The sequence below is a fragment of the Neobacillus sp. C211 genome, from assembly GCF_051842875.1.
GTDB lineage: Bacteria > Bacillota > Bacilli > Bacillales > Cytobacillaceae > Neobacillus.
On record NZ_JBPXRO010000004.1, the window covers coordinates 89,745 to 105,044 of the forward strand.

Genomic DNA, 15,300 nt, shown 5'->3' on the forward strand with positions numbered 1-15,300 from the left:
CGTTCGATTTATAATAAGAATAATAAAACGAACATACATTCTTAAAGAGGTGTTATTTATGAAAAAATTATGGAACAAATACTCCTATGCTATTACTCTTATTATTTTAAGTTGTTCACTTTCAATCATATTATCATTCCAACATCATTCGAACGCGCAAGATGATTATTTAAAGGTTACAATCACTGAAGGAGATTCACTATGGGAAATCTCTAATCAATTTTCCAATCAACATTCATTATCAAACAAGGAATTTGTTGCTTGGATAAAAAAGCATAATGAATTAGATGATGATCAAATTTTTCCAGGTGAAGAAATTATCATCCCGGTGAGTAAAGAAGTCTCATCTACAAATGAATTTGCTAGCGCCGTTGGTGAATAGAAAGGAACTTTTATGAAAGCAATTATATACTGCCGTGTCAGCACAAATAAGGAAACACAAGAATCTTCTTTAAAGCGCCAGGAAGAGGAATTAACGCAACTAGCTAGCACCTATCACTTTGAGATTGATAGGGTAATTAAAGAAAAGGCTAGTGGTTATGATTTCAATCGTGAGGGGATATTTCAATTATTAGAACGAATTAGAGATAAGCAGGTACAAGCCCTCTTAATTCAGGATGAAACACGACTCGGAAGGGGGAATGCCAAAATTGCACTCTTGCATTGCATATTAAAAGAAAATATTAAACTTTATAGTATCTCCCATAGTGGAGAATTACAGCTTTCAGAATCGGATTCCATGGTTTTGAACATCGTAAGTATGGTTGAAGAGTACCAACGTAAACTACATAATGCAAAAATCAAACGTGGAATGAAGCGAGCAGTTCAGAATGGTTATAAACCTGAAAAAAACTTAAAAAATCTTGGAGAAGCCTCCGGTCGTGAGAAAATTGAAGTTCCGATTGAAGAAATTGTCCGGTTAAGAAAAAATGGATTAATTTTTTCAGAAATAGCTGCTACACTTAGAGGTTTTGGATATAACATTTCTAAAGCCACGGTTCATAGAAGATTCCAGGAATATATTGAATCACAAGAAGAGTAGACCTTTTGCCTTGTCATTAGGTTTTTTTTTTAGTAAAATCAGGTGTCATGTAAATAGTTTGAAAGGAAGGTCTTGGAATGCTTTCAAAAGAAAAGATGGCTAGAATTAATGAGCTGGCACGAAAAGCAAAAGCAACGGGATTAACTGAAACAGAAGCGAAAGAGCAAACTAAATTAAGAAGTGAATATTTGGCTACTTTTCGTTCGAATATGCTTGATACCCTTACCAACACCAAGTTTATTGATCCGGAAGGAAATGACGTTACACCGGAAAAAATCAAGGCTAGGAAAAAAAATACACTTCACTAAAAGTTCAGGAATACATTTTTTGTATTCCTATTTACATATACTGACTATTTTTGTGTAAAAATAAAAAAATAGTGAATTTTGTTTCTTATTATTATGCTATTTGTTGAATAAAAAACGGTAGCGATATAAAATTGAAAATGTATTTAGTAACCTTGTGATTAGGAAAGGATGTAATTCATGTTTAATACTATTGATGATTTATCTGTAACCTCCATTCGAACGCTTTCCATTGATGCGATCGAAAAAGCAAACTCAGGACATCCAGGAATGCCGATGGGTGCAGCGCCAATGACCTATACTTTATGGACGCGTTTCTTGAACCAAAATCCAAAGAATCCACAGTGGTTTAACCGTGATCGTTTTGTCTTGTCAGCAGGTCATGGTTCAGCGTTGTTATACAGCATGCTTCACTTGTCTGGTTTCAACTTAACAATGGATGACTTAAAGCAATTCCGCCAATGGGGCTCTAAAACGCCTGGACACCCAGAGTATGGTCACACTGAGGGTGTAGAAGCAACTACTGGTCCACTTGGACAGGGGATTGCAATGGCAGTAGGAATGGCAATGGCAGAACGCCATGTTGCAAGTGTTTATAATAAAGATAAATATGAACTTGTGAACCATTTTACATACAGTATCTGTGGAGATGGAGATTTGATGGAGGGTGTATCTGCTGAGGCAGCGTCGCTAGCAGGACACTTGAAATTAGGGCGATTGGTAGTCCTTTATGATTCAAACGATATCTCACTTGATGGAGACCTAGATAAGTCGTTCTCAGAAAGTGTCAAAGATCGCTTCCTATCATACGGATGGCAATATGTTCGTGTCGAAGACGGCAATAATTTAGAAGAAATCGCAAAAGCTCTTGAAGAAGCTAAAAACGATCTAGACAGACCAACGATGATTGAAGTAAGAACAGTAATTGGATACGGTTCACCAAACCGTGCGGGAACTTCAGGTGTTCATGGCTCACCCCTTGGAGCAAATGAATTAAAACTTACTAAAGAAGCCTATAAATGGACTTTTGAAGAAGATTTCCATGTACCACAGGAAGTCTATGACAACTTCCAGAAGCTGATCGTTGAAAATGGCGAGAAAAAGGAAAAAGAGTGGAATGATCTTTTCGCTCAATATAAAAAAGAGTACCCTGAACTAGCTACTCAGCTTGAACAAGCATTAAATAATGAACTTCCTGCAGGTTGGGATAAAGAAATCCCTGTATATCCAGAAGGAAAAAGCCTTGCAAGCCGTGCCTCTTCAGGTGAAGTATTAAATGGTATTGCTAAGAATCTACCTATTTTTATCGGTGGATCCGCAGACCTTGCTGGTTCGAATAAAACGATGATTAAAGGTACGAAAGATTTTATGCCTGGTTCCTATGAAGGCCGTAATATCTGGTTTGGTGTTCGTGAATTTGCGATGGGTGCTGCAATGAACGGTATTGCTCTTCATGGCGGCGTAAAAGTATTTGGCGGAACATTCTTTGTCTTCTCTGACTACTTGCGTCCTGCCATTCGTCTAGCAGCGTTAATGGGATTACCTGTCACTTATGTCTTTACCCATGACAGTATTGCTGTTGGGGAAGATGGACCAACACATGAGCCAGTTGAACAGCTTGCAGCATTGCGTGCCATGTCAGGATTATCAATCATTCGTCCTGCAGACGGTAATGAAACGGCAGCGGCTTGGAAACTTGCAGTTGAGTCTACCAACAAACCAACTGCACTTGTTTTAACTCGTCAAGATTTACCTACATTAAAAGGAACGGATATCAATGCGTACGAGGGAGTTTCTAAAGGGGCATATGTGGTGTCTCCTTCAGAAAGAGAAACTCCAGATGCGTTGTTATTAGCAACTGGATCAGAAGTAAGCCTTGCAGTGGAAGCTCAAAAAGCGCTTGCTGGAGAAGGTGTTCATGTTTCGGTTGTAAGTATGCCTTCATGGGATCGATTCGAGCAGCAATCTCAAGAGTACAAAGAGTCTGTTCTGCCAAGAAGTGTGAAAAAGCGTCTTGGAATTGAAGTGGGAGCATCATTTGGCTGGCACAAATACACTGGTGACGAAGGCGATGTTCTTGCTATTGATCATTTCGGAGCTTCAGCACCGGGAGAAAAGATTATGGAAGAATTCGGGTTCACTGTAAACAACGTAGTTGCACGTGTAAAAGCACTTCTGCAAAAATAAAATAATGAGATTTTAGGGAGAGCGGAAATCATCCGTTCTCCTTTTTTGATGGTATAAAGGGTCAAATTTCAACAATATTATGAACAAAGTTAATTTTTGAAGGAAAATTCAACAAATCTACCGAATTTATAGAAGAATAGTTTAGATTCCTGCTAATCGACAAAAATAGTGAAAGTTTTTGCCGCCGTAAGACATATGTTTCGTTAATCTTTTTTTATAATAGTAAAAAGGGTAATCAACGAAGGAGAGAACAGTGGTGAGAAAATATCAGCTATATTTAATAGAAGATGAATTTGCGACCCATTACTTCGGAAGAGAACGATTGTTTTTTCGGCTTTTTCAGGAACATCGAAAAGCAAACGGCGAACTTAAATTTATTACACAAAAACAAATTTCCTATATAACAAAAAAGGTTGAGGTTCTAAAGATCCATCAACTTATCCAAAAGCAGCTTGGAAAAATCAAGGGATTTAAAGCTGAACATGGTGCATATTCAATTGAATTAAGCGGAAAACTAAGTACGGCAAAGTTAGAGGTTTTTCAAGACTTAATTACAATCGAGGCACAAGGCAGCTATGAAGCTGAGACGGCTTTTTTTGAAGTTCTAAGAAAATGTGAGACTTCCTTTTTGGCACTTGACCTTGAACATCAGCGATACGGTTGGTTAAAGCCGATAAAGGAAAGAAAATTTATCTAATTGCAGATATTGTCTAATCGTGTTTTATTTAGTACACTGTATGGTAGACAACATGAAGGAGGAAGTTGAATATGGTTTATTACATTCTAGTTGGTATACTAGCATTAGCAGCTGGTGTAGCACTAGGATTTTTCATTGCTCGTAAATATATGATGAGCTACTTAAAGAAAAATCCGCCAATCAATGAACAAATGTTAAAAATGATGATGATGCAAATGGGACAAAAACCATCACAAAAGAAGATCAACCAAATGATGGCTGCCATGAACAAACAACAATCAAAATAAAACGGACTAGCACTCATATAGATGAGTGCTTTTTTCGTGCGGATAAAAATATTCTAAATCTTTATTATTTTATAAAAATTTGGTAAAATTAAACCTCAGCCCGTTGGATTATTTTTCCGAATAACTTTAATTATCAAACGTATTCAATTTTTGGCAGATCGATTACTCGTGATTTGGGGGCGGTTTAATGAAAGTATTTTTAGAATTAGGCTGGTATTTTAAACAGGAGAAAAAAGCATATATATCCGGGATTTTCCTCCTAATGCTTGTAGCAATATTGCAACTGGTGCCGCCTAAGATCATAGGAATCATAGCTGACCAAGTTAAGAATGGGACGATGACAACGGGAATTCTCTTACAGTGGATGGCCGTATTAGTTATTGTTGCCCTTGCAATGTATTTCCTTAGGTACTACTGGAGAATTATGATTTTTGGATCATCAGTTAAGTTAAGTAAGTTGCTTCGAAATCGGCTGTATCATCATTTTACAAATATGTCGCCATCATTTTACCAAAAACGTCGAATAGGGGATTTAATGGCACATGCCACCAACGATCTGTCAGCCATTCAACAAACAGCGGGCGTAGGCGTGCTAACCTTCGTTGATTCTCTTTCAACTGGCGGGTTTGTTATCTGTGCAATGGCATTTACGATTAGCTGGAAATTAACATTAATCTGTTTAATTCCGATGCCCTTTATGGTAATCCTTACAAGCTGGTTTGGGACAATGCTCCATCGAACCTTTTATCAGGCACAGGAAGCATTTTCGTCATTAAATGATAAAACTCAGGAAAGTATTACTGGGATTAAAGTGATTAAGACGTTTGGCCAGGAAAAGGAAGATATCGAGGATTTTCGGAAGCAATCAGAAGATGTCGTCCAAAAAAATATCACCGTCGCAAAAATTGATTCTCTCTTCGATCCGACGATTTCGATCATCGTAGGTATTTCCTTCTTCTTATCGATTGTGTTTGGTGCAAAATACGTGCTTAATGGGGAACTAACAATCGGGCAATTACTCTCGTTTACTACATATTTAGGGTTACTTATCTGGCCGATGCTTGCATTTGGCTGGTTATTTAACATTGTTGAGCGAGGCAGTGCTTCCTATGACAGAGTTTCCATGCTCCTTCAAGAAAAAGAAGATATTACCGATAAGGAAGGGGCCATAAACGTGGTGCCCGCAGGTGATATTGAATACAAACTTTCTAGCTTTACCTATCCTGGGGAAACCACACCGGTTTTAAAGGATATATATTTTTCGATATATACCGGCGAGACGGTAGGTATCGTTGGTAAAACCGGTGCTGGTAAAACCACTCTTTTAAAACTGCTCATTCGTGAGTTTGATAGTTATCAAGGTGAGATTAGATTTGGAGGGAAATCTCTGCAGGAATACAAGCTTGAAAAATTACGCGAGGCCATTGGTTATGTACCGCAAGATCATTTCTTGTTTTCAGCCTCTGTTAGTGAAAATATCGCCTTTACAAACCACGGGGCATCAATAGAGGAAGTTGAGAATGCCGCTAAGCTTGCCAATATCCATACTGATATCCTTCAATTTACTGAAGGGTATCAAACGGTTGTTGGAGAGCGTGGGGTATCCTTATCGGGCGGGCAGAAGCAAAGGATTTCGATTGCCCGGGCTATTTTGATGAAGCCAGAAGTGTTAGTACTCGATGATTCCTTATCTGCAGTAGATGCAAAAACAGAAGAAGCCATTCTTTCAGCATTAAAACAGAATAGGGAAGGAAAAACAACCATCATCACTTCACACCGATTAAGTGCCATTCAACATGCAAATCTCATTCTGGTTCTTGAGGATGGAAAGATTGTGGAAAGAGGTAGACATGAAGTATTGATGGAATCGGGTGGATGGTATAAGGAAATGTATTTACGCCAGCAGCTAGAAGAGTTGGTTGAGCATGGAGGGCGTTAAGATGGACGAAAAAATTCAGCTTACAGAGCGTGAACAAAGAAATATTTTATTCCGTTTGCTTTCCTATACGAAGCCACATAAAAAAACGATTGTCATAGCATTTATCTTCTTACTATTAACAACCATCGGCGATATTGTTTTACCGATTATCGTAAAAATATTTATCGATGATTATTTAACTCCTGGGAAGCTAGAGTTTCAGCCACTTCTGATCCTAGGTTCCACGTACATGTCAATCCAAATCATTAAAGCGATTGTCATGTTTTTTCAATTGGTTAAATTCCAGGAACTGGCTTTGAAAATTATCCAACAGCTGCGCATTGATGTTTTTTCTAAAGTACAGTCGCTCGGGCTAAAGTATTTTGATAAGACCCCAGCAGGAAGTATCGTTTCAAGGGTGACCAATGATACGGAAGCCATTAAAGACATGTTTGTTACCGTTATTGCAACGTTTATCCAAGGTGGATTTTTATTACTAGGTATTTTTATTGCGATGTTTATTCTGGACATCAGACTTGGCTTATTATGTGTCGTGATTCTTCCGCTATTATTGTTTGTCATGAACCTGTACAGAAAATTAAGTTCACGATTTTACCTTGATATGCGCGAACGGCTGAGCCAATTGAATGCCAAGCTCAGTGAATCATTATCTGGAATGGGAATAATTCAAGTGTTTCGGCAGGAAAAAAGACTACGAGAAGAATTCGGAGCTATTAATGAACAACACTATCAGGCAGGAATGAAAAATATCAAAATAGATGGCCTCCTGTTAAGACCAGCGATTGATTTAATTTATATTTTGGGCTTAATCATTGTATTAAGTTATTTTGGAATAACGTCTTTTAACCATGTGGTGGAAATCGGCGTGTTATATGCCTTCATAAATTATTTGGATCGTTTTTTCGAACCGGTTAATCAGATGATGATGAGGCTTTCCTTGTACCAACAAGCGATTGTCGCTGGCTCGCGTGTTTTTAAACTGTTGGATGAGGAAGAATTAGCACCAATACAAAAAGAAGAGCGGACCAATTCCATTGAAAAAGGAATGATTGAGTTTAAGAATTTAAGTTTTTCCTACGATGGAAAACGGGATGTGCTAAAATCTATTTCCTTCATGGTAAATCCTGGTGAAACAGTCGCACTGGTTGGCCATACCGGAAGTGGAAAAAGCTCGATTATCAATTTGTTATTGCGTTTTTATGAGTATGAACGGGGGGACATTTTGATTGATGGTCAATCGATTCGGAACTTCACAAAGACAGAACTCAGGGAGAAAATGGGCTTAGTATTACAAGATCCATTCTTGTTCTACGGAACGGTGAAGGATAATATTCGCCTTCATTCGAATGACATGACGGATGAACAAGTCGAAGAAGCAGCAAAGTTTGTCCAAGCCCACACCTTTATTGAAAAGTTGGAGGATGGCTTTGAACATAAGGTTGTCGAGCGTGGTACCACATTTTCAAGCGGTCAAAGGCAACTACTCGCTTTTGCCCGAACGATCGCCGCTAATCCCAAAATATTGGTTCTCGACGAAGCGACCGCCAACATTGATACAGAAACAGAAGAAGCCATTCAAACCGCACTTGCCAAAATGCGAAAAGGGCGAACGACTATAGCCATTGCGCATCGACTGTCAACCATTCAGGATGCTGATTTAATCTTAGTATTGCATCAGGGGGAAATTGTTGAAAGGGGAACCCATCAACAACTGCTTGCCCAGGGTGGCTTGTACCATAAAATGTTCCTTTTGCAAAACGGAGAGGTAGAACGTCTTGAGGATGTTGTGAATTAATGGAAAAAAGCCTGGCGATTTGCCAGGCTTTTTTCATTATATAGGTCTATTGTCTATTTCTAATGATGACGACATACAACGACGTTCTTTTAACTAGCTGATGAAGGCATCTTGTTTATATATACTCTATGATATTCATTTAAGAGATGATCAAGTTCCTGGCTGTAGCGAATTGCAACGGAGGATGTCAAGCCGTTGGTGATGGCGACTTGAATTAATTCAGCTCGTTTTTTTTCAATTAATGTAACCAAATCATTTTTTGTCACGGCCGATGTCCTTTCCGGAGTAACTCCTAAATTATGGTGCAAATAGACTACTAATATATCAAAATGACATTGGTTTTACTAGTATAACCTATGATGTAAATTTTTTCAAAGACATTTGTAAATAAATATCCAACGAATTTATGCATATATTTTATGGAAGAGGCATTTCAGTGGAACAAAAAAAGGCGGCGACACAAAATATTCAAGTTAACCATTATCATTTATATCAAACATTTGTTAGAATATAAACGTATCGACTATAGTGGGAGTGTTAATATGTCAGATGTAAATATATTTTTAGCCTTAGGGGCAGGATTTTTAAGCTTTATTTCTCCTTGTTGTTTACCACTTTATCCTGCATTTCTCTCGTACATCACAGGTATGTCTGTTGGGGAGCTAAAAAGTGAAAACGCCATGCTTCAAAAGCGGAGTCTACTCCACACATTATTTTTCCTTTTAGGCTTTTCTATTATTTTTATTGCGATTGGATTTGGAACTTCGTTTCTAGGAAGCTTTTTCTTACAGTATAAAGATCTTATTCGTCAACTAGGCGGAATTTTTATTGTTTTCTTTGGTTTAGTGATCGTTGGGATTTTAAATCCGAAGTTTATGATGAAGGATCGCCGAATTGAATTTAAAAATCGTCCTTCAGGTTATTTTGGTTCTGTTTTAATTGGGATGGCATTTGCAGCGGGGTGGACGCCTTGTACAGGTCCGATTCTTTCGTTTGTTATTTCCCTAGCAGCCACAAATCCAGGTTCAGGTATGATGTATATGATTGCCTATTGTCTAGGCTTTGCCATACCATTCTTTATTCTTTCGTTCTTCCTTGGGCGCATGACTTGGATTAAGAAGAACAGCGGTAAAATTGTAAAAATTGGCGGTTACATAATGATTGTAATGGGGGTTGTCCTATTCTTTGACTGGATGACTAAAATCATTACTATTTTTTCAGGAATGTTTGGTGGCTTTACGGGGTTCTAATGTAAACACGAAAATGATAAATATATAAAAATATTATATTTTTTGAAAGGGAACTTCCTTAGGAGGTTTTTTCCTTTTTTTGTATCGATCACCTGTGTGTTAGAATTGGGAACATTTTATCATGAGTTAATTTTTTTCAAATGAATTTATTTGCGATATAATGGGTTAGTAAATAAATTAGATAAGGAATGAATCTAATGAACATAGTTCTTGCTTCTTCAATTGGAGCGGTATTTATGGGCACCCTGGCCTTGGTAGTCCGGATGAAAGCCGCAAAGAAACCCACGAATGCTCGTAAAATAATTCTACCTCCATTTTTCATGTCGAGTGGGGCTTTAATGTATATGGATCCGCAATTTAGACTAACTGGAGCAGAAATGATCGAGGCAGCGATTGTGGGGATGCTATTCTCTATCTTACTCATTAAAACTTCAAAGTTTGAAATCCGCGATAACGATATTTATCTAAAGCGATCTAAGGCATTTTTCTTTATTTTGATTGGTCTATTAGTTGTTCGCCTTGTTATGAAGTCCGTTCTAAGTGCAACCATTGATTTTGGAGAATTAAGCGGCATGTTCTTCTTCCTTGCCTATTGTATGATTGTCCCATGGCGGATTGCGATGTATATGGACTACAAAAAGTTGTTTAGACAACTTCATGGTGATAAGCAATTATAATTATGTGAGAGACTGGTCCTTTATTGGGATCAGTTTTTCTTTTTGGGATTTGTTGGATAATGTTATTGAATTGTGGAGGGAATAGTTTGATAGGGACCGGGTATTGGCTATAGAATTCAGGGGAAATTAATGAAAATTCTTCAATAAGGGCTATTGACGACAAAAGGCAGGAAAAAACAGTGAAAAGTGTCGCCAATAAGGCCTATTGGCGACAAAATTTAGGGAAAAACAATGAGAAGTGTCTCCAATAAAAGTTATTGGCGACAGAAATCAGAAAAAAGATGTGGAAAGAGTCGCCAATGAGGGCTGTTGACGACAAAAGTTAGGAAAAAACTATGAAAAATGTATCCAATGGAATCCGTTGATGACAAAATAAAAAACCATCTATTAGCTAGACGGTTAAAATAGATGCTCAAAAGGAGCAACATCAATTCTATTTTCAAAAAGCTTTTTTCGTAAAAATTTATGATCCCTTTTTGGTGTGGCTTGAATATAGCCACGAATGACGAGGTCTTGAGTAATTTTTGATGCCTTTTCTCGAAGGGCGATTTCGCCAATTTTTCCGGCAATCTTATGTCTGGCAACATCACGGAATAATTCGGGAACAGGGCTTACTAAATCCTCTAGGAGTTCTTTCTCCTCGGGCCCCCACAAGTGCCGCGATTCATTTACATAATGTTCTTCCCAATCCATAACTGATTTGCCATCTTCTTTCGGCATCTTCTTCAAAAACTTTCGGAACATAAAAAATCCACCAATGGCAAATGACCCAACAAGGAAAAATACCCAGAACAGGATAAACCATAGAAACCAACCATGAAGCATATCTATTCACCTACAAGATAACTATTTTTCTTATTATTATAGTCTGTTTTTATGAATTAAGACAAGTATTGGACAAAATTGAATGAAATTATACTTAAGCTTTTAATCAAGAATCTAATCATAGTGAATGCGCGAAACAGGTAATGGTTCTGTAGTTTCCTGATGAAAAGCTTGTCGAAAAAATGACAAGTACGCTGATTCTATTGATTATCACCATATTCCATAGTAATATAATAACAATAGATAGGGAAGCGAAGTAATTTGTTTCTTTCGCCAAATGACTGTGTTACTGTAGTCCAAACATCTTGATATTTTCCATCCATGGGGCTGAATGGGGTACTGGTGTCCTCCACAGTCTTCAAAACTGCTTGAGACCTGCGTGCCAGGTCTGGTGGGTTCGATTCCCACGCAGTCCCGCCAACAATTAATTCTCACCACCACAGTCTTTTGCTCATTTTGAACGAATCTGTATGAAACAGAAAACATGATATTGTGTGCGTTAAGAGCCTTCAAATTATAAATTTGGAGGTTTTTTGTTTGAGAAAAGGTATTCGAGAACATGGAAGGGATTACCCTATTCAGCTAAAAAAGTCGGAAATTTGATAAAAGAAGTCGTTTTTACAGTAGGAAAGGGCTTTCAGTTATTTTATAGTAATTAAACAGGTGTTTAGATAACTTTAAAGGGGAGGAAAAAGTAAAGAAAAAGTTAGAACGAGAAATTTATATTTTTAACCCTTCTGATTAATTCCCTTACTAAGATAGGAAGGGTTATTATTTTTAATCTTCACTAATACTTTCATGAATCTCTTTTTTTAAAAATACCTTCCAATTATTGTTGATTCATTATTTTTATATTTTCGCAATCTTTTTACAACGATAATGTATAATAGAAAATTATATTAATAAAGTTGTAAATCAGGAGGAACACATATGAAACCGCTTAAACCAATTTTTAATTCATTAATGTTTAAGCTCTTTTTGACTATTTTCCTCATAATCGGTCCATTAATCATCTTTCATATTATTAATAATTATTATGCTAATGAAGTAATTCGAAGCCAAGTGGCTCAATCTAACAAAAATATGCTGAATATTTATATGGATCAAATCGATAAAAGTTTGGAAGGTGTTGGAAATTATATATTTCAACTTTCCGCGAATACCGATTTATATTTCCTTCAATATCATGAAAACTTTGATCTTAACGACTACGAAGAGGCAAAAATAAGATTGTTTAATTCTATCAATAATCAATCTTATTTTTATACAGCAATTGACTCTATTTTTCTTTATTCATCATCCTATAAAGATTTCCTATATACTCAGAAAAATGATGAAGATTTTACAGACCGCATGAATGCAACGGATGAAATTCATGAATTGCTTGAGAAAAAGCCCGAAAATCTTCTTGAAGGCAAATGGAACTTATGGAAGGGAAAGAAAAATTATTATTTACTATACTATTTAAATATAGATGGAGTCTACGTAGGGGCTTGGGTAAATGTGAACAATTTGATTAAGCCTTTTAAGTATATTGATTTTGGAGAAACAGGTAGAGCCCTGCTTGCAACTTCCGAATTGCAGCCGATCACCAATAAAAAATTTATAGAAGATGAAAAAATAGACTTAACATTGAAGGGAAATAAGTTTGCAGTGTCTGGGGAAAATGACCGCTTTATGGTCATGAAGGAAAAATCATCAAATGGTGATTTTTATCTTTTAGCATTGATACCAGAAAGTGAAATTTTAGAGAAACTTCCTTTTTTACAAAGAATTTCATCGGTTATTTCTTTTGGAGCTGTTTTGTTCTTATTTCTATTTATCTTTATCATGAGAAAGGTTTTTCTTCAACCAATAAATCGTATTGTTTCAGCCATGAAAAAGCTTCGTGAGGGTGATATGGAAGTACGGCTTCCTATGAACCATAATTCTACGGAGTTTGAAGTGATGAATGGGTCCTTCAACCATATGATATCGGAGATAAAAGACTTAAAAATCAATGTTTACGAAGAAAAGTTAAATTTACAAAGGGCGGAATTAAAGCATTTACAATTACAAATTAACCCGCACTTTTTTCTTAACTCATTAAACATTATTTATAATCTTGCAACAGTTAAAGATTTTGCCATCATTCAAGAAATGTCCAAATGCCTAGCCAATTACTTTCGGTTTATGTTTCGTAGTAATTCGTATTTCGTTAGCTTAGAAGAAGAATTAAATCATACGGAGAATTATATAAAGATTCAACAACTTAGATTTCCAGAAGCTATCTATTATGATGTGGAAGCATCTTCAGAATTGATGAAATGCAATATACCGCCTTTGGTCATTCAAACGATTGTTGAAAATTCTATTAAACATGCTTTTAATATGGATGAACCGATTGAAATTAAAATAACTGTTAAAAAAGACAATGAAGACCCCGGTTTGATGGAAATTAAAATCCAGGATACTGGTGAAGGATTCCCTGAAGAGGTTTTATGGAGTTTAGAAAATAACGAATCACTTACAAACCAGAATGGGGAACGAATTGGACTTTGGAATGTTAAGCGACGGTTGAATTTGTTATATGAAGGGTATGCTCATATACACTTTTCAAACGAACAAGGAAAAGGTGCAACAGTCCGCATGAAGGTACCGATATAAAAATTCCAATAAAGGAAAGGGGTATGATGATGAATCAATTTCATGTACTTATCGTTGATGATGAAATTCATTCAATTAGAGGCGTTCAGGCGGGTGTTGATTGGAAAAAGCACCATATCTCTACTGTTTATACAGCCAATAACATGAGGCAGGCACAAGAGGTGTTTTTAAATAATAGGGTGGATCTTTTGCTTTGTGATATTGAAATGCCTAAAGGATCGGGAATTGACCTTTTAAAATGGGTCAGGAAACATTACCCAAGTACGGAAGCGATTTTTTTAACGTGTCATTCAGATTTCGGATATGCAAAGCAAGCATTGCAGTTGAAAAGTCTCAACTATTTACTCAAACCAGTCGATTATCAAGAGCTGGAAGGTGTTATTCACAATGCCTTGGAAAAAATTAAAAAGGATCAGGATGCAAAACTGGTGGAGGTGTCTTACCATCAATTGAAGAAATCGCACCAATCTGTCATGAAGGATCGATTCTGGTTAGATCTCATTCACCAAGTTGTCCCTTCTACCATTGACAAGATTAATGAGCATAAGAAGTACCATCATTTATCGTATTCAGAGTACACAACTTTTTTGCCCATTTTATTTCATGTTCAACGTTGGAAAAAGGAACTGTCGGTCCATGAAGAAAAATTAAGGGAGAATGGCCTTCAGAATGCAGTAAATGAAGAAATTGCCAAATCCAATATGGATGCCCATGTGGTAAATTTGGGAACTGGTTATATTTTGGTCATTTTGCCCCTAGTAAAAGCAACAAACATCGAGGAGCAAACATGTAATTTTAATGATTTTATTTCTCGATTTGCTCTATATTTCTCATGCGAACTTTGCTGTTATATTGGCAATCAGGTTCCTATTGAGGAAGTAGTAAGCATGGTTCATTTGTTGCAGGATCTTGATCGTAACAATGTAACCAAGAGTAACCAGACCATTGTGTATAATAATAAAAAAAAGGATTCATGCTCGATTCCGTTGCTACCTGTTTATTGGTCGAGTTTAATGAAAAGTGGTCCAAAGGAAAAATTGTTGGATGCAATTAATCAATATTTTAAGGATTGGAAAAAATCAAATGATGATATAACCGCACAATCACTTCATTTATTTTATCAGGATTTTTTGCAATTGGTTTTTTATGTACTCCAAGTAAAAGGGATTCAGGCAAATCAGGTTTTTTCACAAAACTTGCTGACTGAAAAGCCTGTTAAAGTGTTGAAATCATTAGATTTTCTACAAGATTGGGTTATTTATATTGCGGATGTAGCCATGCATCAGCTTCATGTTCCTCAAGAAAAAGGTTCTGTAGTTAACATTGTTAAACAATATATTCAAAACCATCTTGGTGAACAGAGGTTAACACGAGAAGAAATTGCAAATTATGTTTATCTCAATCCTGACTACTTAACAAGACTTTTTAAAAAACAAACAGGAGTATCTATATCCGAATACTTGCAACAGCAGCGTATTGAATATGCAAAAAAACTATTGGCTGGAACAAATTTACCTGTAAGTGAAGTGGCTTTATCTGCTGGATATTCGAATTTTTCCTATTTCTCTACTATTTTCAAAAAGGCAACTGAATTAAATCCAATGGAATATCGAAAAATGGCACTCTCCTTAGATAAGTCGTAATAACAAA

Annotated in this window: 14 protein-coding genes and 1 tRNA gene; 13 read left to right on the forward strand and 2 right to left on the reverse strand. The window is 36.5% G+C overall.

Annotated features, from left to right (window positions below; translation table 11 throughout):
- Window positions 1-58 precede the first annotated feature (58 nt).
- The 8 genes from yneA (at window position 59) to ACSU6B_RS05600 (ending at window position 8,252) form a co-directional block, all read left to right on the forward strand.
- Complete coding sequence (gene yneA, locus ACSU6B_RS05565; RefSeq protein WP_215000547.1) at window positions 59-382, forward strand: cell division suppressor protein YneA; 324 nt, start codon at window positions 59-61, stop codon at window positions 380-382.
- Window positions 383-394: 12 nt separating this feature from the next.
- Entirely contained in the window at window positions 395-1,042 is a 648-nt protein-coding gene (locus ACSU6B_RS05570; protein WP_215000549.1) for a YneB family resolvase-like protein, read from the forward strand.
- A 77-nt stretch (window positions 1,043-1,119) separates the two neighbouring features.
- Window positions 1,120-1,350, forward strand: a complete 231-nt coding sequence (locus ACSU6B_RS05575) for a DUF896 domain-containing protein (protein ID WP_088086536.1) — start codon at window positions 1,120-1,122, stop codon at window positions 1,348-1,350.
- A 177-nt stretch (window positions 1,351-1,527) separates the two neighbouring features.
- A complete protein-coding gene (gene tkt, locus ACSU6B_RS05580; protein ID WP_410883446.1) occupies window positions 1,528-3,534 on the forward strand; it encodes a transketolase in 2,007 nt (668 codons plus the stop codon).
- Window positions 3,535-3,790: 256 nt separating this feature from the next.
- Window positions 3,791-4,231 carry a sporulation inhibitor of replication protein SirA gene (gene sirA, locus ACSU6B_RS05585; protein WP_215000553.1) on the forward strand — a complete coding sequence of 147 codons (441 nt, stop codon included), beginning with the start codon at window positions 3,791-3,793 and terminating at the stop codon, window positions 4,229-4,231.
- 71 nt (window positions 4,232-4,302) lie between these two features.
- Entirely contained in the window at window positions 4,303-4,518 is a 216-nt protein-coding gene (locus tag ACSU6B_RS05590) for a YneF family protein (RefSeq protein ID WP_215000555.1), read from the forward strand.
- Window positions 4,519-4,705: 187 nt separating this feature from the next.
- Complete coding sequence (locus tag ACSU6B_RS05595; RefSeq protein ID WP_410883448.1) at window positions 4,706-6,457, forward strand: ABC transporter transmembrane domain-containing protein; 1,752 nt, start codon at window positions 4,706-4,708, stop codon at window positions 6,455-6,457.
- 1 nt (window position 6,458) lies between these two features.
- The gene (locus ACSU6B_RS05600; protein WP_410883450.1) at window positions 6,459-8,252 is read left to right on the forward strand and encodes an ABC transporter ATP-binding protein; all 1,794 of its coding nucleotides are present in this window, start codon (window positions 6,459-6,461) and stop codon (window positions 8,250-8,252) included.
- Between the two features lie 89 nt (window positions 8,253-8,341).
- On the opposite strand, the gene ACSU6B_RS05605 is transcribed toward ACSU6B_RS05600, so the two are convergent.
- Complete coding sequence (locus tag ACSU6B_RS05605) at window positions 8,342-8,518, reverse strand: aspartyl-phosphate phosphatase Spo0E family protein (protein WP_098932905.1); 177 nt, start codon at window positions 8,516-8,518, stop codon at window positions 8,342-8,344.
- 276 nt (window positions 8,519-8,794) lie between these two features.
- Between ACSU6B_RS05605 and ACSU6B_RS05610 the strand changes: the two genes are divergently transcribed.
- Complete coding sequence (locus tag ACSU6B_RS05610) at window positions 8,795-9,502, forward strand: cytochrome c biogenesis CcdA family protein (protein ID WP_168242909.1); 708 nt, start codon at window positions 8,795-8,797, stop codon at window positions 9,500-9,502.
- 197 nt (window positions 9,503-9,699) lie between these two features.
- Window positions 9,700-10,179, forward strand: coding sequence for a CcdC family protein (locus tag ACSU6B_RS05615; protein ID WP_410883453.1), 480 nt, complete (start codon window positions 9,700-9,702; stop codon window positions 10,177-10,179).
- A 399-nt stretch (window positions 10,180-10,578) separates the two neighbouring features.
- Here ACSU6B_RS05615 and ACSU6B_RS05620 read toward each other — a convergent pair whose 3' ends face one another.
- Entirely contained in the window at window positions 10,579-11,004 is a 426-nt protein-coding gene (locus ACSU6B_RS05620; RefSeq protein ID WP_098932902.1) for a DUF2621 domain-containing protein, read from the reverse strand.
- A 323-nt stretch (window positions 11,005-11,327) separates the two neighbouring features.
- Between ACSU6B_RS05620 and ACSU6B_RS05625 the strand changes: the two genes are divergently transcribed.
- From ACSU6B_RS05625 to ACSU6B_RS05635, 3 genes are all read left to right on the forward strand, one after another.
- Window positions 11,328-11,424 (forward strand) — tRNA-Sec (locus ACSU6B_RS05625).
- Window positions 11,425-11,934: 510 nt separating this feature from the next.
- Window positions 11,935-13,650, forward strand: a complete 1,716-nt coding sequence (locus tag ACSU6B_RS05630; RefSeq protein ID WP_410883455.1) for a sensor histidine kinase — start codon at window positions 11,935-11,937, stop codon at window positions 13,648-13,650.
- Window positions 13,651-13,673: 23 nt separating this feature from the next.
- Window positions 13,674-15,293, forward strand: coding sequence for a response regulator transcription factor (locus tag ACSU6B_RS05635; RefSeq protein ID WP_439276551.1), 1,620 nt, complete (start codon window positions 13,674-13,676; stop codon window positions 15,291-15,293).
- Window positions 15,294-15,300 lie beyond the last annotated feature (7 nt).